This window comes from Bacillus sp. YP1 (assembly GCF_000877815.1).
Taxonomy (GTDB): domain Bacteria; phylum Bacillota; class Bacilli; order Bacillales; family Bacillaceae; genus Bacillus; species Bacillus subtilis.
Genome location: NZ_CP010014.1, coordinates 105312 through 126470 on the forward strand (window position 1 = coordinate 105312; position 21159 = coordinate 126470).

Here is a 21159-nt window from a genome sequence, read left to right on the forward strand (position 1 = left end):
CAAGTTACATAAGAGAAGGGAGTACGGGCCGGTGAACATTTTTTTGAGCTATATTGTGCTGGGACTGTCCTTGTCTGCGCCTGTGGGGCCAGTGAATGCGGCGCAAATAGACAAAGGAATTAAAAACGGTTTTTGGCATGCATGGATTTTCGGTTTAGGCGCCATGACAGCGGATGGGCTGTACATGCTTTTTATCTATTTCGGGCTGTCGCAGTTCTTGACCGCTCCATTTGTGAAAACGTTTTTGTGGCTGTTCGGCTTTTTTGTCCTGACCTATACCGGAATTGAAACGCTGAAAAACGTCAGAGAACCGATGGATGTGCGAAGCTCGCGGGGGAAACCGTCATACAGGAAAACATTCGCATCGGGTTTTCTCATTTCATTGTCAAACCCATTGAGCATCCTTTTTTGGCTTGGAATTTACGGAAGCATTCTTGCGAAAACAGCAGAGGCCTACAATATGAATCAGCTTCTAATCTATAGCTCCGGCATCATGATCGGCATTTTAATCTGGGATTTCTGCATGGCTATCACAGCCAGTACGTTCAGAAACCTGCTTCATGAAAAGCTATTGAGAGGATTGACCGGAATCGCCGGTGTATCCCTCCTTGTGTTTGGCTTTTACTTTGGTTATCAGGGCATCAAACAGTTATTGGGCTGATTCATGAAGGACAGTCACCTGCCGCTTCCAGTTTTAATATAGTATCCAGATGATACTGGAGGTGGATCGATGGTGAATGGGATTTACACCAAAAGTTTTCTGGAACGTATTCAGGAAGAGCTTCCTGAATGGCAAAGAATCGCTTTTGAGCTGCTGGCAGAAACTCTGGGGGACGACGCGGATACATTTCCGTGCATTCCCGGACGCCAGGCGTTTCTGACTGATCAGCTTCGGATTGCTTTTGCCGGAGATCCGCGGGAAAACCGCACAGCGGAGGAACTGGCTCCGTTGCTTGCGGAGTACGGCAAGATATCGCGGGACACGGGAAAATACGCATCCCTCGTTGTGTTGTTTGATACACCGGAAGATTTGGCGGAGCATTATTCGATTGAAGCGTATGAAGAGCTGTTTTGGCGCTTTTTAAATAGACTGAGTCATCAAGACGAAAAAGAATGGCCGGAAGACATTCCGGCCGATCCTGAGCATTATAAATGGGAGTTTTGTTTTGACGGCGAGCCGTATTTCATTCTGTGCGCTACACCGGGGCACGAGGCAAGAAGAAGCCGGAGCTTTCCTTTTTTTATGGTCACGTTTCAGCCAAGGTGGGTGTTTGATGACCTAAATGGATCAACTGCATTTGGCCGTAACATGAGCAGGCTGATCCGATCTCGTTTAGAGGCCTATGATCAGGCTCCGATTCACCCGCAATTAGGCTGGTACGGAGGAAAAGATAATCGTGAATGGAAGCAGTATTTCCTCCGTGATGACGAAAAACAGGTATCGAAGTGCCCGTTTTCTTATTTAAAGAACATGTTCAACAAAATGAAATAAATCAAGGACTGGCAGGGCGATCTTTATGACCCTGCTTTTTTTGATAGATCATGGTAACGATGGCGATAATCACGAGAAAACCTATGCTGACGAAAAAACCGGGCCGGCTTGATTTTTCAAACAATGTACCGGACACAGCTGCAGCAATCAGAACCATCGCTAAATAAATTTGCGTTTTTCCCATGCCCTCGGGATCAGTCAGCTTTTTGCTGGAGAACAGGATAAACAGCCAAGTGTATAAAAGCATAAGCCCCGCAGCTGTTGTCATATGCTCATAAATGTTTTTAGGCAGCACTAACGACAAAATAATGGAGAGGACAAGCCCCGCAAACGTCAGCCCAAGTGCCGGCCAGCATATTTTTTTGCCTTCCTTTAGAGTAAAGCATTTCGGCGCGTCGCCGTCATCAGCCATTGTACAAAGCAATGTCGTAACCGCAAATAGCGAAGCGACAAGGGTCGAGAACCCTGCGATGATGAAAATCCCGTTAAATATATCAAGGATGATCTCAAGGTTATATCCTTTTAATGACGTAATGAACGGACTGTCCTGTTCAGTAAACGTGTGTAACGGAACCAAAAGCAGAGCAAGCCCGATTGAAATGATATAAATAATCGCCAGCGTCGCCAGCATCAGTTTCCCTGATTTAGACGCTTCCTCAGGTTTTTTTAAGTGAACCGCCATCAGCCCCATGACCTCAATTCCGCCAAAAGCGTAAAACGCGTAGATTAAACCTGTCCACAGCCCCATGGCGCCGTATGGGAAAAACTCACTCGTCTTATTTGGAACATGTATGCCATGATTTCCGCCGGACAGGATACCGCATAAAGCCAGGATGGCAATGACAATAAACATAAAAATAGCAGCTGTTTTAATGACTGCCAGCACGTTTTCTGTTTTTTCAAAGACGGACAGGCCGGTGAAAATAATAAGGAGCCCAAGTACTGCGTAGATTGAGGCAAACACCCATAGCGGCACTTGAGGAAACCAATGCTTCGTAAAGAGCGAAATGGCTGTCAGCTGGCTTCCGGTAATCAGCATTTCTGATGTCCAGTACACCCAGCCGTTGCTGAAGCCTGCCCATTTGCCGAATGCTTTTCGGGCATACGCACAAAACGAGCCCTTTTCCGGCTGCTTCGCCGATAGCTTGGCGAGCTGTTCAAAGACAAAATACGTACCGATCCCTGCGATCAGAAATGAAAGGAGAACGGAAAAACCGCTTTTTACAATTGCGATGCTGGAACCGAGAAAGAAGCCTGTTCCAATCGTGCAGCCGACTCCGATCAGTGACAGCTGCCACCAAGCCAGATTCCCTTTTGGCTGGTCTTTTTTTGTTTGGCTCATTATTTATTCAACCCCTTTTATCTAAGGTTAGATTGTGATCTGTCCGAAGCTTATATACATCGGATTTTTGCCTCTTTTTACATGGAGAAGGAAGCGGACGCTCATACTAATGAAAAAAGGAGCAAACCAATGACACAGCAATATATTGTGGAGCCGAAAAAAGGGCTGGGGCTGAAGCTGAAAAAGGGGCAGATTTTAAAGGTGGTTGATGTAGAAGGGCAGCAGGTGGCTGATTTTGTCGCATACCATGCCAAGGATTTTTATGAACACCTTGATCAGGGAGCGACGATAGACGCCAATCACTCCATTCATGTGAAGGTCAACGACCATCTCTACTCCAACCTGTATAAGCCGATGCTAACCCTGATTGAAGATACGGTCGGCAAGCATGATCTGCTGTTGCCCGCCTGCCGTCCTGATATGAACAGGCTCTTATATGGGAAGCAAAAGGATGAGTTTCAGGATACGTGCTATGACAATATGAACCGTGCGCTTGAGCAGTTTGGCGTACCGAAGCCCCACATGCATTACCCATTTGCGATTTTTATGAATACTGTCCTTGATGAGAAAGGGAATCTGTCTGTGGAAACGCCGCTTTCGAATGCCGGAGATTATGTAAGGCTCAGGGCGGAGATGGATTTAATTGTCGCGTTTTCTTCCTGCCCGATTGAAAAAGGGAAATGCAATGGCGACAGTGTGACATCCATACGGGTTGAAGTCAGCTGATCTCTCTTGTTCACTGTGAATGAAGACCTGTGCTATATTTAATAGGGATACATAACAGTCATGATTCATTTTCATTGATTTGGGGAAATGATCAGTAACAAGGGAAAATGTACAGGAGGAATGATTGGGATGAGCATGCAAGAAAAGATTATGCGTGAGTTACATGTGAAGCCCTCAATTGATCCAAAGCAAGAAATTGAGGACCGAGTCAATTTTTTAAAACAATATGTAAAGAAAACCGGTGCTAAAGGCTTTGTATTGGGAATCAGCGGCGGCCAGGATTCAACACTTGCGGGAAGGCTCGCTCAGCTTGCGGTGGAGAGCATTCGCGAGGAGGGCGGAGACGCTCAATTTATCGCGGTCCGTCTTCCGCATGGCACACAGCAGGATGAAGACGATGCCCAGCTTGCTTTGAAGTTTATTAAGCCGGATAAATCATGGAAGTTTGATATTAAATCGACAGTCAGCGCTTTTTCTGAACAGTATCAGCAGGAAACAGGCGATCAGCTGACGGACTTTAATAAAGGAAACGTAAAAGCAAGAACAAGAATGATCGCGCAATACGCGATCGGCGGCCAGGAAGGTCTTCTTGTGTTAGGAACAGACCATGCTGCTGAAGCAGTGACTGGTTTCTTTACGAAGTACGGTGACGGCGGAGCAGACCTCCTGCCGCTGACAGGCTTGACGAAGCGCCAGGGAAGAACCCTGCTGAAAGAGCTGGGTGCACCGGAACGCTTATACTTAAAAGAACCGACTGCCGATCTGCTCGACGAAAAACCGCAGCAGTCGGATGAAACAGAGCTTGGCATTTCCTACGACGAGATTGACGATTACCTCGAAGGAAAAGAAGTATCAGCGAAAGTATCAGAAGCGCTGGAAAAACGCTACAGCATGACTGAACATAAACGCCAGGTTCCGGCGTCTATGTTTGATGACTGGTGGAAATAAGTTGAAGAAAGCCCGCTCTCGGAGCGGGCTTTTGTCGTGTACAGAAGCTTTATTTGATGCGGATATGATTCAGCTTTACCATTAATCTGTCGGTGAACCTTCGGAGGCTGCCTCTCGTATCAGGATCTAATGGGAGTTCGGCTCTCGCGGCAATGTTCTCTGCCACATCCTGAATCGACAGGTTGTCTGTTTGAATGTGGTCCTCAAAAATGGGTGATGATAATCCTTCAACACAGCGGTCGATTTGTTTGGCGGCCCATGAGTTTTTTCCTTCTGCTCTGGTGCGCAGCCTTTTTAACAAGGTTTCCTTTGAAGCCATTAATGTAAAGTGGTGAACGATCCTTCCTTCATGTCTGAGCCTGCCGATGATCTCATTGAAGTATTCAGGATATACAATCGTCATAGGCACAATAATGATGCCGCGATATGTATCTGTCAGAGAAGCTAGCAAACTGTAATTGAACGCCCGCCATAAAGGATAGCTTTGAAAATCGTCCTTTGCGATCTCCTGCGGCACCATGGAGCGCAGCGCAAAACCCATTTTCTCGGGATCATACACGTAAGATGGGTTCAGCCTTCTGTGCAGTTCGAAGGCTGTTTGTGTTTTTCCGGAACCGAATGACCCGTTTATCCAAATGATCATCGCCATTTCTCCCTTCCTATTCATCATACAGAAAAAGACCCTTCCATCGAAGAGTCATTTGGAAAAACAATAAAGGCGGAAGGTTTTAACGCTTTTTTGCGTCGAAGTATTAAAATACCTGCAGAAATGTTGTACAATGAATGTCATTCAGGCAAAAATGGCTAAACAACAAAGCGCACTATAAGCTTGACCGGTAAAGCCGGTATCTATATAAATATTCGCTAAATAAGCATATAATGAATATAAAATTTCATTCCTTAGGAGGATTTCGCCGAAGATGAACGCTAAACGAGCCATCCCAGTAAGAGAAAGAAATATCGTCCTGATCGGATTCATGGGTGTAGGAAAAACAACAATCGGCCAATTGGTCGCTAAAAAATTATATAGAGATTTTATTGATATTGACCAACAGATCGAAAAGGATTTCAATATGTCAATTCCTGAGATATTTGAGAAAAAGGGAGAAGACTTTTTCCGGAAAACGGAGAAGGAATATATTTTAGACATCTGCCATCATAAACGATTCAAAATCGTATCTCTGGGCGGGGGATCTTTTAAACAAGAAGAAATCAGGAATTGCTGTCTGGAAAACTGTCTCGTGCTTCATCTGGACCTGTCATGGGAGAACTGGAAGCAGCGCGCGGATTTATTGATCGAAAGCCGCCCGGTGCTGCATAACCGTTCAATGGATGAAATGGAACAGCTGTTTAACGAAAGAAAAGTCATTTATGACAAGCACAATTCAAAAGTGGCAACAGACAACCTTTCCCCGGAAGAGGTTGCCGATTACATTGTTGAGACATTAAAAATTGGCTGGGATCTTTATCAGCCGATGTAAAAAGCCGTGCGCAGCGCACGGCTTTTTTTATCGTTTTATCCCTTGTATCAAAATCGCTTTTAAACAAAAGGAGATGGGCTGTCCGTTTTGGTTCAATGTAATACAGAACGTGTCGCGTGCTTCGTCTGATGCGTGATTCAAGTGGGTAATGATTTGTTTTTCTCGGTCAGCGGGAGTTCCGCCTCGTTTGATCCAGCTATCGTATTGAATCGGCAAGTTCCACTTTTGGATGTCTTGATAGGCCAGTTGATTGGCGCTGAACATCGCCTGCCATTCTGATAATGAGCTTTCACGAACATGGGAAGGGTCTCGAAGCCGGTTCAAATGATTGACAAACTCATCAAGAACGGGATCTTCAGGCGCGTAATGATCAACTAAGAGAAAATGTCCGTCCTGTTTTAGTACGCGTGCAACCTCTCTGACAGCTTTGCGGACATCTGAAAAATGGTGGGCTGCGTATCGGCAGGGGATGATGTCAAATGAATCGTCGGGGAAGGGGAGTGACTCTGCCGTTCCTTGCTGAAAGCGTACGTTTTCAACTCCTTTTTCTTGCGCGAAGGAGGACGCAACCTCAACCATCTCTTTCGTTCCATCAACACCGATGCACTCCTGTACATAAGGAGAAAATGCCAGCGCCGTATGGCCGGCGCCCGCTCCGATATCCAGCACCCGATGCTCTGCTCGGCATTCCGCTGTTTTGATCATCAACCCCAAATCTTCCCCCTCGGCAAATACCTTTTCATCCCGATACATCTCGGCGTTTTTAGAAAACGGTGTTTCATTTGTCATTTGAACCAGCTCCTTCTTTTCGTAAATGATGATATGGATTATGTTAGCAATTTCTGTTATGATTCGTCCAAGATATAAAAATGATGAAAACGATAGGTTCAACCTATGGAGGCTGAAATGGATATTAAAGTGATGGAATATGCAGCGGAAATTGCCCGGCGCCAAAGCTTTACAAAGGCGGCGGAACATCTTCATATCGCACAGCCGTCTCTCAGCCAGCAAATCAAAAAGCTTGAGGCTGAGCTGGGGCTTACCCTTTTTCACAGATCCCATGGCTCTGTTACACTGACACCCCACGGCAGGCGTTTCATTGAAAAAGCCGAGGACATCATTCGTTCCAGAGATGATTTGCTTCGGGAAATGCAGGAGCGATCACAGGGAATCGGTCATAAATTATCCATCGGGATTCCTGCTGTAACAGGGAGATATCTCTTTCCTCCGCTGCTGAAGCAGTTTTTGGCGCGCTATCCTCATGTGGAGGTTCAGCTTGTTGAAAAAGATCCGGTTTCATTAGAGGAGATGACGGCAAAGGGAGAAGTTGACCTTTCTGTTTTATCCTTGCCGATCGAGGATGAACGGCTCTCCATTACACCCTTGCTCACGGAACCAGTTGTTCTCGCGGTGCCGAAGGAAAAACAAAGGTGGATGCCGCCGGAAATGGTCGCGCTGATTGAGAAAGCGCTGGAAGAAGATGAGGGCCGCCAGCCTTGTGTGCCGCTTGACATGGTAAGGAACGTGCCCTTTATTCTGTTAAAAGAAGGCTTCGGTTTTCGCAGGACAGTTCTCGATCTCTGTGCGGAAAGCGGCTTTAAGCCGAATGCCGCCTTTAAGACGAGCCATATTGAAACCGCCCAATCTCTTGTGGCTAACGGATTAGGTGTGACAATGGCGCCGAATATGGTCAGAAGGGATAAAGATCCGGGTGTGATCTATTTATCAATTCAATCCGCGCCATCACGAACCCTCGTCTTTGTCTTTTTAAAGAACCGCTATGTCAGTCTGACCGCCCAGGCCTTTATGGAACTAAGCCGGGAAAGTCTTAAACAAACGTTTGATGAAGGCTGTCTGGGAAACAAAGATGAAAATATTTAGAAAACAAAGCCGAAACGTGGTAGTATAGGAATACAAACTAAATCTTATAAAACAAAGGGGAATAATCGGAAATGCAACTATTCGATCTGCCGCTCGACCAATTGCAAACATATAAGCCTGAAAAAACAGCACCGAAAGATTTTTCTGAGTTTTGGAAATTGTCTTTGGAGGAACTTGCAAAAGTCCAAGCAGAACCTGATTTACAGCCGGTTGACTATCCTGCTGACGGAGTAAAAGTGTACCGTCTCACATATAAAAGCTTCGGAAACGCCCGCATTACCGGATGGTACGCGGTGCCTGACAAGGAAGGCCCGCATCCGGCGATCGTGAAATATCATGGCTACAATGCAAGCTATGATGGTGAGATTCATGAAATGGTAAACTGGGCACTCCATGGCTACGCCGCATTCGGCATGCTTGTCCGCGGCCAGCAGAGCAGCGAGGATACGAGTATTTCACCGCATGGTCACGCTTTGGGCTGGATGACGAAAGGAATTCTTGATAAAGATACATACTATTACCGCGGTGTTTATTTGGACGCCGTCCGCGCGCTTGAGGTTATCAGCAGCTTTGACGAGGTTGATGAAACAAGGATCGGTGTGACAGGAGGAAGCCAAGGCGGAGGTTTAACCATTGCCGCAGCAGCGCTGTCAGACATTCCAAAAGCCGCGGTTGCCGATTATCCTTATTTAAGCAACTTCGAACGGGCCATTGATGTGGCGCTTGAACAGCCGTACCTTGAAATCAATTCCTTCTTCAGAAGAAATGGCAGCCCGGAAACAGAAGTGCAGGCGATGAAGACACTTTCATATTTCGATATTATGAATCTCGCTGACCGAGTGAAGGTGCCTGTCCTGATGTCAATCGGCCTGATTGACAAGGTCACGCCGCCGTCCACCGTGTTTGCCGCCTACAATCATTTGGAAACAGAGAAAGAGCTGAAGGTGTACCGCTACTTCGGACATGAGTATATCCCTGCTTTTCAAACGGAAAAACTTGCTTTCTTTAAGCAGCATCTTAAAGGCTGATAAATGTGAAAAGCCGCCGCATATCATCAGGCGGTTTTTTTCTGCAAACTGCCGGAATGAGAACAGACTGGAGACGAATAGATATGAAACAAAGAATCATTGATGAATTAAAACGGATCGAGCAGTCATATGGAGTCAAAATCGTGTATGCCGTCGAGTCAGGAAGCCGCGCATGGGGATTTCCGTCGCAGGATAGTGATTACGACGTCCGCTTTATTTATGTGCCGAAAAAGGAGTGGTATTTTTCAATTGAGCAGGAGCGTGATGTCATTGAGGAACCGATTCACGATTTGCTGGATATCAGCGGCTGGGAGCTGAGAAAAACGCTTCGGCTTTTCAAAAAGTCAAACCCTCCGCTCCTCGAATGGCTGTCCTCAGACATTGTGTATTACGAAGCATTTACGACCGCAGAGCAGTTAAGAAAACTGCGCACGGAGGCATTTAAGCCTGAAGCAAGCGTGTATCACTATATCAATATGGCGAGAAGGAACGTCAAGGATTATCTACAAGGACAAGAGGTCAAAATTAAAAAGTACTTCTACGTTCTTCGGCCTATTTTGGCCTGCCAATGGATTGAAAAGCACGGAACCATACCGCCAATGGACTTTACTGTTTTGATGAATGAACTTGTTGCTGAACCCGAGCTGAAGGCTGAAATGGAAACCTTGCTTGAACGGAAAAGAAGAGGAGAAGAGCTTGACCTCGAAGCAAGAATCAATGTTATTCACCAATTCATTGAAACGGAAATCGAAAGAATCATGGAAGCGGCAAAAGAACTGAAGGCAGAGAAAAAAGATATGACACCTGAGTTGAACCGTTTGCTTTTGAATACGGTTGAAGAAGTGTGGAAGGATGGAGGAAGCTGATGTTTTTTGTCGCTTCCTTTTCTCCTTTATTCGACAGAATCCCCCCCGACTTTCTAACTATCTGATTGTGGCAAACCCACAAAAATAATCAGAATCTTTGTATTTTGAGAATATTGTGAACGTCGGTTTTGTCCATTTACAATAAACTCATACAAATACTTCTTAGATTGCGGGGTGTTGAGGTTGGAAGTGATCACAAGAGATTTTTTCTTATTTTTATCCAAAAGCGGCTTTCTCAATAAAATGGCGAGGAACTGGGGAAGCCGGGTAGCAGCGGGTAAAATTATCGGCGGGGAAGGACTTTAACAGTTCAATCCCGACCATTCGACAGCTTAACAGCCAAGGTTTGTCAGTTACTGTCGATCATTTAGGCGAGTTTGTGAACAGCGCCGAGGTCGCACGGGAGCGTACGGAAGAGTGCATTCAAACCATTGCGACCATCGCAGATCAGGAGCTGAACTCACACGTTTCTTTAAAAATGACGTCTTTAGGTTTGGATATAGATATGGATTTGGTGTATGAAAATATGACAAAAATCCTTCAGACGGCCGAGAAACATAAAATCATGGTCACCATTGACATGGAGGACGAAGTCAGATGCCAGAAAACGCTTGATATTTTCAAAGATTTCAGAAAGAAATACGAGCATGTGAGCACAGTGCTGCAAGCCTATCTGTACCGGACGGAAAAAGACATTGACGATTTGGATTCTTTAAACCCGTTCCTTCGCCTTGTAAAAGGAGCTTATAAAGAATCAGAAAAAGTAGCTTTCCCGGAGAAAAGCGATGTCGATGAAAATTACAAAAAAATCATCCGAAAGCAGCTCTTAAACGGTCACTATACAGCGATTGCCACACATGACGACAAAATGATCGACTTTACAAAGCAGCTTGCCAAGGAACATGGCATTGCCAATGACAAGTTTGAATTTCAGATGCTGTACGGCATGCGGTCGCAAACCCAGCTCAGCCTCGTAAAAGAAGGTTATAACATGAGAGTCTACCTGCCATACGGCGAGGATTGGTACGGCTACTTTATGAGACGCCTTGCAGAACGTCCGTCAAACATTGCATTTGCTTTCAAAGGAATGACAAAGAAGTAAAAAAGGAGAGATTATCATGACAACACCTTACAAACACGAGCCATTCACAAATTTCCAAGATCAAAACAACGTGGAAGCGTTTAAAAAAGCGCTTGCGACAGTAAGCGAATATTTAGGAAAAGACTATCCGCTTGTCATTAACGGCGAGAGAGTGGAAACGGAAGCGAAAATCGTTTCAATCAACCCGGCTGATAAAGAAGAAGTCGTCGGCCGAGTGTCAAAAGCGTCTCAAGAGCACGCTGAGCAAGCGATTCAAGCGGCTGCAAAAGCATTTGAAGAGTGGAGATACACGTCTCCTGAAGAGAGAGCGGCTGTCCTGTTCCGCGCTGCTGCCAAAGTCCGCAGAAGAAAACATGAATTCTCAGCTTTGCTTGTGAAAGAAGCAGGAAAGCCTTGGAACGAGGCGGATGCCGATACGGCTGAAGCGATTGACTTCATGGAGTATTATGCACGCCAAATGATCGAACTGGCAAAAGGCAAACCGGTCAACAGCCGTGAAGGCGAGAAAAACCAATATGTATACACGCCGACTGGAGTGACAGTCGTTATCCCGCCTTGGAACTTCTTGTTTGCGATCATGGCAGGCACAACAGTGGCGCCGATCGTTACTGGAAACACAGTGGTTCTGAAACCTGCGAGTGCTACACCTGTTATTGCAGCAAAATTTGTTGAGGTGCTTGAAGAGTCCGGATTGCCAAAAGGCGTAGTCAACTTTGTTCCGGGAAGCGGAGCGGAAGTAGGCGACTATCTTGTTGACCATCCGAAAACAAGCCTTATCACATTTACGGGATCAAGAGAAGTTGGTACGAGAATTTTCGAACGCGCGGCGAAGGTTCAGCCGGGCCAGCAGCATTTAAAGCGTGTCATCGCTGAAATGGGCGGTAAAGATACGGTTGTTGTTGATGAGGATGCGGACATTGAATTAGCGGCTCAATCGATCTTTACTTCAGCATTCGGCTTTGCGGGACAAAAATGCTCTGCAGGTTCACGTGCAGTAGTTCATGAAAAAGTGTATGATCAAGTATTAGAGCGTGTCATTGAAATTACGGAATCAAAAGTAACAGCTAAACCTGACAGTGCAGATGTTTATATGGGACCTGTCATTGACCAAGGTTCTTATGATAAAATTATGAGCTATATTGAGATCGGAAAACAGGAAGGGCGTTTAGTAAGCGGCGGTACTGGTGATGATTCGAAAGGATACTTCATCAAACCGACGATCTTCGCTGACCTTGATCCGAAAGCAAGACTCATGCAGGAAGAAATTTTCGGACCTGTCGTTGCATTTTGTAAAGTGTCAGACTTTGATGAAGCTTTAGAAGTGGCAAACAATACTGAATATGGTTTGACAGGCGCGGTTATCACAAACAACCGCAAGCACATCGAGCGTGCGAAACAGGAATTCCATGTCGGAAACCTATACTTCAACCGCAACTGTACAGGTGCTATCGTCGGCTACCATCCGTTTGGCGGCTTCAAAATGTCGGGAACGGATTCAAAAGCAGGCGGGCCGGATTACTTGGCTCTGCATATGCAAGCAAAAACAATCAGTGAAATGTTCTAAGCGGGACTAAATGGGCATCCTCCCTGCGGGGGTGTCCATTTCATCCATATACTATAAAAAAGAGGAGGAAGTGCCATAGAAAACACACAGCTGATTATTTCGATTTGTATTTATATGGCGGGAATGCTGCTAATCGGCTACTTTGCTTACAAGCGTACGTCGAATCTGACGGATTATATGCTGGGAGGACGCTCTTTGGGTCCGGCAGTAACCGCTCTCAGTGCCGGCGCTGCCGATATGAGCGGCTGGCTGCTAATGGGGCTTCCGGGCGCCATGTTTTCTACTGGTCTGAGCGGCGCTTGGATCGTCATCGGACTTTGCCTTGGAGCGTGGGCGAACTGGCTTTACGTCGCACCACGGCTGAGAACCTATACTGAAAAAGCGGGGAATTCTATTACAATTCCCGGATTCCTGGAAAATCGCTTCGGAGATCAAACAAAGCTTCTCAGACTGTTTTCGGGAATTGTCATTTTAGTCTTTTTCACGTTTTATGTATCGTCCGGCATGGTGTCCGGCGGCGTCTTATTCAACAGCATCTTGGGGATGGATTATCACACCGGCCTGTGGATTGTGACGGGTGTTGTTGTGGCATATACCCTGTTTGGCGGCTTTTTGGCAGTCAGCTGGACAGATTTTGTTCAGGGGATCATTATGTTTGCCGCACTCATTCTTGTGCCGATCGTTACGTTTTTCCACACGGGAGGAGCAGGTGATACAGTTGCTGAAATCCGCTCTGTAGATCCTGATATGTTTAATATTTTCAAAGGAACGAGCGTCCTTGGCATTATTTCTTTGTTTGCCTGGGGGCTGGGATACTTTGGCCAGCCGCATATTATTGTGCGTTTTATGGCGATAACGTCCGTAAAAGAGATCAAAAGAGCGCGCAGAATTGGGATGGGCTGGATGATTTTGTCTGCAGTAGGCGCAGTGCTGACCGGTTTGGGCGGAATCGCTTATTACCATCAGCGCGGCATGACACTGAAGGACCCAGAGACGATTTTTATTCAATTAGGGAATATCTTGTTCCATCCGATTATCACGGGTTTTCTGATTTCAGCGATTTTGGCCGCGATTATGAGTACAATTTCTTCCCAGCTGCTTGTGACATCAAGCTCTCTGGTAGAAGATTTGTATAAGTCGATGTTCAGACGCTCAGCTTCAGATAAAGAACTGGTGTTTTTAGGCCGACTGGCTGTTCTGGCTGTTTCAATTGTCGCGTTGGTTCTGGCTTGGGAGAAAAATAACACCATCCTTGGATTGGTCAGCTACGCGTGGGCGGGCTTCGGTGCATCATTCGGGCCAGTTGTACTGCTCAGTCTGTTTTGGAAACGAATGACCAAATGGGGGGCACTCGCCGGCATGATTGTGGGAGCAGCGACTGTAATCATTTGGGCGAATGCCGGTCTTTCGGACTTTCTGTATGAAATGATACCTGGTTTTGCTGCGAGTCTATTATCTGTCTTTTTTGTCAGCATATTGACGCAGGCTCCGTCACAAGCTGTCACAGACCAGTTCAACGACTACCAAGATACAATGTCGCAATAAAGATCGAAAGGAGGAGGAAGGGGCTGTCCCTTTTTCCTCTTTTCTCCTTTTAAGCGGCCATTTTTTTCTTTTGGAAACAAACGTATTTTTTTCTATACAAAAAGACCCCGTATGGATATGATTAAAGTAAAAAAAGTATAGGAGAAAAAGGTATGGAAGAGCTTTTAGAGAGAGTTTTTTCATTTTCAGATGTTGATAAGCTGATTGATTTTATTAGCTATGAACTGCAAAAGCCAGTGATACTGGAAAGCGCGGATTTCTTTTTGTTAGCCTATAATTCTTACTATATTAACCATTTTGATTCTGCCAACCAGCAGACTATTTTTTCGAAAAAGTGTCCGGTCCAGATTTTTGAGAGGTTTCTGAAGGACGGAATTATTGAAAAATTGAAAACAGAGCCTGAGCCTTTTCGCGTCAATAAAATTGAAAGCATTGGGTTAAACCAGAGGGTGGTCGTGAGTGCAAAGCACAAAGGGGAAGTCATGGGCTACATCTGGATTCAGGAGCTGGACCAAAATCTGACGGATGAAGAGCTCGACTTTTTGTACGAGACCTCCTTCCATGTCGGGAAAATTATTTATAAAACGAATAAATTGAAACAGGAAAAGGAAGAAAAAGCAGAGGATCTCATCAAACGGGCGATCTATCAGCAATTTACCTCTGAGAAGGAACTCAGACGGGAAGCTGAAAGGATCAACACCGTGCTGCCTTCCATGTTTTCAGTGGTTATCCTGCACGCCGCAAATGGGGATGGGGAAGCGGTAGAGGATTTAAAGGAAAATATCAGGTCGTACCTGAATTTACGGGATAAGGTCAGTCATGTCTTAACGATCGAATCAAATATTGTCATCGTCGTAGCGAGTTTTTCCCAAAAAAGCTCCGTCTCCTCAGCAGCTTCTGAGTTTATTAACAAGCTGTTAACACATTTTCACTTTCAAAAAATACCTACCCCTATTTATATCGGTATCGGAAACGAATATAATCACCTATTAAAACTTGGCAAGAGCTACACAGAAGCACTTGAAGTCATCAAAGCCGCAGAAATCACCGGCAATCAGGAAAACATTCCATATGAATATGCCAAACTCGGCATTTACCGCTATTTAGAAAGCATCGAACAGAAAAATGAATTTTTAGAATACGAGAATAAAGATTTAGCTTTATTAAAAGCAAAAGACGAAGAAAGCAGCACTGAGCTGCTCAAAACCTTGGAAATCTATCTCCTCAACAACTGCAAAACAAAACCAGCGGCAGAACAGCTGTTTATTCACCAAAATACATTGAATTACCGCATCAAACAGATTACTGAGATGACGTCGATCGATTTAAGCGATTTCAGAACGCGGTGCCAGCTCTATCTCGATTTGATGCTGATGAAAAAGAAATAAAAAAGAAACCAGTACTTGTACTGGTTTCGTCTTCACTTAAAATCCTCTGTAAACATACGGATCATCAGGTTTTTTAATGGTATTCCAGTCAGTTACTTTGACGACAGGGAGAGTTGACTTGAATGGCTGGTAATATTCTGAGGCCAGAGTGCCCTTAATGTGAATCCATTCATCATCCTTGATGTCCATGTCCTTCGGAAATTCCACAAGCATCCCGTACACGCCGGAATCAGCGATACAGTGAATGATGCCAAACCTTAATACGAACAGCTGATTTTTGTTAATTGCGTTTCCTTTGTAAGCAAATCCATGGAAATCTATCGTCCGTCCGAGAAATTCACCCGGATAGTTATAGATGGTTTCCATTCCTTTTAGGAAATCGTCATCGGTCAGAGAAATCTCTTTTTTGCTGGAATACTTATTAAACAGCTGTTTCATTTGTTTGTCATAGCTGTCTTGCGCGTAATAAAGGCTGGCATCAGGCCGCAAATACTGTGTTTGGGAGTAGTGATCTCCGCTCTCCATCGCCTTAAACGAGAACCCTTTTGTTTTGACAATGGATGAGTCAAGCGTTGCAATCGGGAAGAAGATGCCTGACACCAAAGGAAAAAGAAAAACAACATAAATCAAATAACGCTGATAAAATGGCTTGTTTTGTTCATGGTCATGCTTGTGATCATGGCCGCACCCGCAATCATGGTCATGGTGATGCCCGCTTTTTTCAGGCGACTTGATAAATATATACGCTTGGACGGCGGTCAGAATAGCCAGCAGGAAGATCGCAATAAAGGACAGATAGGAATATTTCATATTGATATATTTTGTTAGATTTCCTGAGGCATGCAGATGATAAAAGAAAAACGTAAATCCCATCAGCACCAATAAACGAAACATCCAATCACCCCTTTACCAGTAGTGATCCCGCTAAAACAATCACGACAATGTATGTAATCAGCAGGAAAACAAATCGTTTTTTGAAGGCCGCAAGCATCATCAATAGATTCTTAATATCCACCATTGCGCCAAAGACGAGAAAGGCGATTAACGATCCTAATGAAAATGTGCTGCTGAAGGAAGACGCGATGAACGCATCAACTTCTGAACAAAGCGACAGGACAAACGCCAGACCCATCATCACGAGGGAAGAGGATACATCATTCTGCCCGATCGCAAGCAGAGTGGATGTTTTGACATACGTCTGCATAGCGGCTGCGATAAAGGCGCCGATGATTAAATATTTCCCCACGGAGAAAAATTCATCAATGGCATGCCGCAAGGTCCCGCCCAGTTTTTGGAGCAAGGTGCCGTGATGATGATGGTGGTGCCCGGGTTCATCAGGCTTTAAAAGCTGGTTATCCTTAAATTGATAGGATAAGATGACCCCGATGATCAGCGAAACGGCGAGAGCCAGTCCGCCTCTGTAAAAGACAACGCTCCATCTATTCCCGAACGCAATATAAGTAGAAAATAAAACGATAGGATTAATGATAGGCGCGGTCAGCATGAAAGCAACCCCCGCATGCAGAGGAACTCCCTTTAACAGAAGCCGCCTCGTAATCGGGATGATGCCGCATTCGCAGGCGGGAAATAAAACGCCGGCCAGCGCACCGAATAAAACGGCGAGAAAACGGTTTTTCGGCATGATTCTTGCAATCATTTCTTCAGAAACAAACATTTGAATGATTCCGGAAAGTATGACGCCAATCAGAATAAACGGAATGGCTTCTATTAAAATGCTGATAAAAATAGAATTCAGCTGAAGAAAAGATGATTGTGCTGTCACAATAAAACCTCCGCTCATGTTAAGCTGCCTTTCTTATGATACCAGAAAAAAAGGCACTGCTTGTTTGACGGAGGAGGGGAAAGGATCGTTTCACTTTGGTTAGGATTCCAAAAAACCGAGTAGGATACTGTCTGTTTCTGCAGCTTCTTTTCCGAGCCAAATCAGGTGTCCCCATGAGTGAAGCAAACAGAGAACAGCGCCACGAATGTGCTCTTTTGCATGATGTGCATGTGACAAGTCAACCAATCCATCATAAACACTTTGCATAATCAGCACGGGACATATGATGGCTTGCAGGTCTTTTAAAGAGACAGCGGCGGTTTGTGACAAGTCAATCAGAAATCCTTCACCCGAGCGCTGCCGGCTGTTCATTTTCCGAAATGCTTCTATGTCTTTTTCATTCATCAAGGACTTGATTCGCTGAAACGGAAGCGTGCTGAATTGGGGGCTCATAGCTCGAAACATCAAACGCGGGAAAGCGTTATTCAAGGAAGAAATCAGCTTCCATATCCACTTTTCCACCGGCGGGCGGAAGAGAATTCTCCCCAATTTATATTCAGTGTCTTTTGGGGTGAGCCACTCTTTGGTGACCGCGGATTGCAGGGTCAATGTATTTACTCTTTCCGGATAATGTGAGGCAAAGCATATGCCGCTCGGCCCTCCTGCTGAGATGGCGATCACATGGACACTGTCGATTTGTAAATGATCTAATAATTTCACATAGAAACGGCAGGCGTTGGCAAGACTTTTTCCAATTTCTTTTGACGTTCGTCCATAGCCGGGCCTTGAAGGCGTAATGATGGAATACCCTTGCTCAATCAACGCTGTGTATCCGAATTCCTCGTAACAATTTGAATGCCCGCCATGCATGACAAGGATGGGGGCACCCTTTCCAGCCACTGAATATTCTAGTGTATGTCCTTCGAAGGTGATCGTTTCGACTCGTCTTTTCATCTGTTACTCCCATTTGTTTTTTGCCTATTATAGGGTTTTCAGCAATTGATCACAAGGTGAAGAAATGAATAAACACAGGCTCGTGAAATATGATATACTTTGTATTGATATTCATTCTCAATTAAAACTTTGATATAGATGTGAACGGGAGGCAGGACGGATGGCTGAGAATCAAGAGGTATATGACGTTACGATTATAGGCGGGGGGCCGATTGGGCTGTTTACTGCTTTTTACTGCGGGATGCGGGAGCTGAAAACAAAGGTAATCGAATTTTTGCCGAAGCTCGGAGGGAAGGTGTCTTTATTCTTTCCTGAGAAAATCATTCGCGATATCGGCGGCATACCGGGGATTGCGGGAAAGCAGCTGATCGAGCAGCTGAAGGAGCAGGCGGCAACGTTTGATCCTGATATCGTATTGAATCAGCGTGTGACCGGGTTTGAACGCCTGGATGACGGCACCATTGTTCTGACGGGTTCTGAAGGCGAAAAGCACTATACAAGAACTGTGATTTTGGCTTGCGGCATGGGTACACTTGAGGTCAATGAGTTTGACAGCGAGGATGCGGCCCGATATGCGGGCAAAAATCTTCATTACGGAGTGGAGAAGCTCGATGCGTTTAAAGATAAGCGCGTGGTGATATCAGGCGGCGGAGATACTGCGGTCGATTGGGCTAATGAGCTTGAACCGATTGCGGCGTCTGTGACTGTCGTTCATCGGCGTGAGGAATTCGGCGGAATGGAAAGCAGCGTGACGAAAATGAAGCAATCATCGGTGCGGGTGCTTACGCCTTATCGTCTGGAGCAGCTGAGCGGCAATGAGGAGCGCATCCAAAAAGTGACGATTTGCCATACGGAGACTGGCCAGAGGGAAGACATAGAAATTGATGAGCTGATCATTAATCATGGGTTCAAAATTGATCTCGGGCCGATGAAGGAGTGGGGACTGGAGATTGAAGAAGGCAGGGTGAAAGCTGACAGACATATGCGAACGAATCTTCCGGGCGTGTTTGTGGCGGGCGACGCGGCTTTTTATGAAAGCAAGCTGAGATTAATTGCCGGCGGTTTTACCGAAGGCCCGACAGCAGTCAACAGCGCTAAGGCTTATTTGGATCCTAAGGCCGAGAATATGGCGATGTATTCAACCCATCACAAAAAATTGGTACATAAATAAAACAGCCCTTGGGGGAAAGGGCTGCCAGCCATCAGCTGTGAAGGAGCTTTTTTTGCGTCTGTTGATTCTGAATGAAAGCTAGCAATTCATCCTGTTCTTGTACGGCTGTGAATCCATAAGCCCCGGCAGCTGAGTCATCGCCTATACAGACGATAGGAGGCCTGCTTGCTGACAATTCCGGCGAAATGCCAATTTGTTCGCCACCATTGATCAATTGCTGAACGGACAGCTTGTTCGGGCAAATGACCATGTGCAGAGGGGATTCACTGATGGTACGCTGAATCATGTGGGTGAACCGGTCATCTATGACGTTTTCATGAGTGATATAAAACGAACAGGATTCATGCTTTTGCATGAATTCCACTGCATGGCGGCTCCCGACAACAAGACATTTCTCTGAATCAGGCTGAATGGCGGTGACAAGAAACCCCCGTTTTTCAAGCTCCGTCTTTGCTTGTTCAGATGCTGTACTCAGTTTGGCTGTCAGCTGGCGGATGTCGATTTTCTGAGAAGCCAGTGCTCTGAAAAATTCACAAACTGCCCGGCGCGATGTGAAAAAAACGTCTTCAAAGGTGCCAATCTTTCGAAGAATGTCTTCATTGACAGGCATGTTTTCGGTCCGCCATTTCGGCCACTCGATGAGATCGGCGCCGGAATCGCGCAGCTTGTCTGCAAGCGGGTCTTCATCTTCGCCATGAGTCACAACCATCAAATGCCGTCCGATGAGCGGTTTGCTTTCAAACCAGCTGTGTGTTTGAAAGTTGACGATGTCTCCGATGACGATAATCGCAGGGTTTGTAATCTGGTGTTCCTGCACTTTTTGCTGAATGTTCTCAAGTGTTCCTTTCACACTCCGCTGGCGGCCCCACGTTCCCCATTGGATGACAATGACAGGGACAGAAGGCGATTTCCCGTATGAAATAAGCTGCTGGCAAATATAAGACAAGTTCTTGACACCCATGTAAAAAACAAGGGTTTGAACGCTTCGGGCCAGCCCTTCCCAGTCAAGGTTCGGCGTGCCTTTTAATGATTTATCATGCGCTGTAATCATGGCAAAAGACGATGCGAAATCCCGATGCGTGACGGGGATGCCCGCATATAGCGGCGCTGCAATTCCAGAGGTGATTCCCGGCACCATTTCATAGCGAATGCCGTGCTCATGAAGAGCATCTGCTTCCTCGCCGACTCTGCCGAATACGCTCGGATCTCCGCCCTTCAAGCGAACGACGGTTAACCCATTTAATGCTTTTTCAACCAGCAGGGCGTTAATTTCTTTTTGTTTCATAAAATGGCGGTTTGGCAGTTTTCCGCAATAAATAAACTGGCAGTCCGGTGATGCAAATTCGAGCAGCTTCGGGTTGGCGAGCCGGTCATATAAAATCACATCTGCTTCCTCGAGCGCCTGTTTTCCTTTGATGGTGAGCAGGCCTGGGTCGCCGGGTCCGGCTCCCACGAAATATACGATTCCGTTCTTCATGATCATGTCATCCTTCCGTCACTGTAAAAAATGAAGGACCACTAGAAAAGTGATCCGGTCTTTTGATCAATATACGAGATAAACATGTTCTCCTTCGATCAGCGTTTCATATGTTTTGACGCATCCGTGGTCAGGTTCTTGGACGATTCCGTCTTCTAAGGAAATTTTCCAGTCGTGCATCGGGCAGAAAACATATTGACCGCTGACGATGCCTTCTGCCAGGACGCCGCCTTTATGCGGACAGCGGTTTTCGATGGCGCGGATGCTTCCGTCTGAAAGCTTGAAAACCGCGAGCTCCTTATCTTCAATATACACTGTTTTGCCTAATTGTTCAGGCAATTCTTCAATTTTTCCGATACATACTTTTGTTACGTCTTTGTTTACCATGCCCATTCCTCCTCAATGATTGTT

Annotated in this window: 20 protein-coding genes and 1 pseudogene; 13 read left to right on the forward strand and 8 right to left on the reverse strand. The window is 45.7% G+C overall.

What is annotated here, in order from left to right:
* Positions 1-31 precede the first annotated feature (31 nt).
* Together QF06_RS00500 and QF06_RS00505 are read left to right on the forward strand one after the other, a co-directional pair.
* Positions 32-661, forward strand: coding sequence for a LysE family translocator (locus QF06_RS00500; RefSeq protein WP_003246469.1), 630 nt, complete (start codon positions 32-34; stop codon positions 659-661).
* Between the two features lie 69 nt (positions 662-730).
* Positions 731-1492, forward strand: coding sequence for a YqcI/YcgG family protein (locus QF06_RS00505; protein WP_003246374.1), 762 nt, complete (start codon positions 731-733; stop codon positions 1490-1492).
* A 1-nt stretch (position 1493) separates the two neighbouring features.
* On the opposite strand, the gene QF06_RS00510 is transcribed toward QF06_RS00505, so the two are convergent.
* Positions 1494-2834: an amino acid permease gene (locus QF06_RS00510; protein ID WP_003246486.1), complete on the reverse strand. Its 1341-nt coding sequence runs from the start codon at positions 2832-2834 to the stop codon at positions 1494-1496.
* A 129-nt stretch (positions 2835-2963) separates the two neighbouring features.
* On the opposite strand from QF06_RS00510, the gene QF06_RS00515 reads away from it, so the two are divergent.
* Complete coding sequence (locus QF06_RS00515) at positions 2964-3560, forward strand: DUF1989 domain-containing protein (protein ID WP_003246345.1); 597 nt, start codon at positions 2964-2966, stop codon at positions 3558-3560.
* 129 nt (positions 3561-3689) lie between these two features.
* Complete coding sequence (nadE, locus tag QF06_RS00520; protein WP_019712417.1) at positions 3690-4508, forward strand: ammonia-dependent NAD(+) synthetase; 819 nt, start codon at positions 3690-3692, stop codon at positions 4506-4508.
* A 49-nt stretch (positions 4509-4557) separates the two neighbouring features.
* Here nadE and tmrB read toward each other — a convergent pair whose 3' ends face one another.
* Positions 4558-5151, reverse strand: a complete 594-nt coding sequence (gene tmrB, locus QF06_RS00525) for a tunicamycin resistance ATP-binding TmrB (protein ID WP_043940264.1) — start codon at positions 5149-5151, stop codon at positions 4558-4560.
* A gap of 277 nt (positions 5152-5428) precedes the next feature.
* Between tmrB and QF06_RS00530 the strand changes: the two genes are divergently transcribed.
* Entirely contained in the window at positions 5429-5989 is a 561-nt protein-coding gene (locus QF06_RS00530; RefSeq protein ID WP_003246473.1) for a shikimate kinase, read from the forward strand.
* 27 nt (positions 5990-6016) lie between these two features.
* Here the strand turns inward: QF06_RS00530 and QF06_RS00535 are convergent, their stop codons facing one another.
* Positions 6017-6778, reverse strand: coding sequence for a class I SAM-dependent methyltransferase (locus QF06_RS00535; protein WP_043940046.1), 762 nt, complete (start codon positions 6776-6778; stop codon positions 6017-6019).
* A gap of 117 nt (positions 6779-6895) precedes the next feature.
* On the opposite strand from QF06_RS00535, the gene QF06_RS00540 reads away from it, so the two are divergent.
* From QF06_RS00540 to putR, 7 genes and pseudogenes are all read left to right on the forward strand, one after another.
* Entirely contained in the window at positions 6896-7870 is a 975-nt protein-coding gene (locus QF06_RS00540) for a LysR family transcriptional regulator (protein WP_041850671.1), read from the forward strand.
* Positions 7871-7941: 71 nt separating this feature from the next.
* Positions 7942-8898 (forward strand): cephalosporin C deacetylase, encoded by a 957-nt coding sequence (cah, locus tag QF06_RS00545; RefSeq protein ID WP_015715213.1) that lies wholly within the window; start codon positions 7942-7944, stop codon positions 8896-8898.
* Positions 8899-8981: 83 nt separating this feature from the next.
* Entirely contained in the window at positions 8982-9764 is a 783-nt protein-coding gene (locus tag QF06_RS00550) for a nucleotidyltransferase domain-containing protein (protein ID WP_015252861.1), read from the forward strand.
* Positions 9765-9953: 189 nt separating this feature from the next.
* Positions 9954-10866: pseudogene (gene putB, locus QF06_RS00555) on the forward strand (proline dehydrogenase PutB).
* A gap of 16 nt (positions 10867-10882) precedes the next feature.
* A complete protein-coding gene (gene pruA / locus QF06_RS00560) occupies positions 10883-12430 on the forward strand; it encodes an L-glutamate gamma-semialdehyde dehydrogenase (protein ID WP_003234655.1) in 1548 nt (515 codons plus the stop codon).
* Positions 12431-12553: 123 nt separating this feature from the next.
* Entirely contained in the window at positions 12554-13975 is a 1422-nt protein-coding gene (putP, locus tag QF06_RS00565) for a sodium/proline symporter PutP (protein WP_010886399.1), read from the forward strand.
* Positions 13976-14127: 152 nt separating this feature from the next.
* Positions 14128-15363 carry a proline utilization transcriptional regulator PutR gene (gene putR, locus QF06_RS00570; protein ID WP_003234651.1) on the forward strand — a complete coding sequence of 412 codons (1236 nt, stop codon included), beginning with the start codon at positions 14128-14130 and terminating at the stop codon, positions 15361-15363.
* Between the two features lie 36 nt (positions 15364-15399).
* Here the strand turns inward: putR and QF06_RS00575 are convergent, their stop codons facing one another.
* From QF06_RS00575 to QF06_RS00585, 3 genes are all read right to left on the reverse strand, one after another.
* Positions 15400-16257: a TIGR03943 family putative permease subunit gene (locus tag QF06_RS00575; RefSeq protein ID WP_029317201.1), complete on the reverse strand. Its 858-nt coding sequence runs from the start codon at positions 16255-16257 to the stop codon at positions 15400-15402.
* 4 nt (positions 16258-16261) lie between these two features.
* Positions 16262-17146 carry a permease gene (locus QF06_RS00580; RefSeq protein WP_010886400.1) on the reverse strand — a complete coding sequence of 295 codons (885 nt, stop codon included), beginning with the start codon at positions 17144-17146 and terminating at the stop codon, positions 16262-16264.
* Between the two features lie 99 nt (positions 17147-17245).
* Positions 17246-18100 (reverse strand): alpha/beta fold hydrolase, encoded by an 855-nt coding sequence (locus QF06_RS00585; protein WP_015715216.1) that lies wholly within the window; start codon positions 18098-18100, stop codon positions 17246-17248.
* 160 nt (positions 18101-18260) lie between these two features.
* Here QF06_RS00585 and ffoR point away from each other — a divergent pair, with 160 nt between their 5' ends.
* Entirely contained in the window at positions 18261-19271 is a 1011-nt protein-coding gene (ffoR, locus tag QF06_RS00590; RefSeq protein ID WP_015715217.1) for a ferredoxin--NADP(+) reductase, read from the forward strand.
* Between the two features lie 31 nt (positions 19272-19302).
* Here ffoR and cobA read toward each other — a convergent pair whose 3' ends face one another.
* On the reverse strand, positions 19303-20754 hold the full coding sequence (gene cobA, locus QF06_RS00595; RefSeq protein WP_072175233.1) for a uroporphyrinogen-III C-methyltransferase: 1452 nt from the start codon (positions 20752-20754) through the stop codon (positions 19303-19305).
* 60 nt (positions 20755-20814) lie between these two features.
* Complete coding sequence (gene nirD, locus QF06_RS00600) at positions 20815-21135, reverse strand: nitrite reductase small subunit NirD (protein ID WP_003246252.1); 321 nt, start codon at positions 21133-21135, stop codon at positions 20815-20817.
* Between the last annotated feature and the right edge of the window lie 24 nt (positions 21136-21159).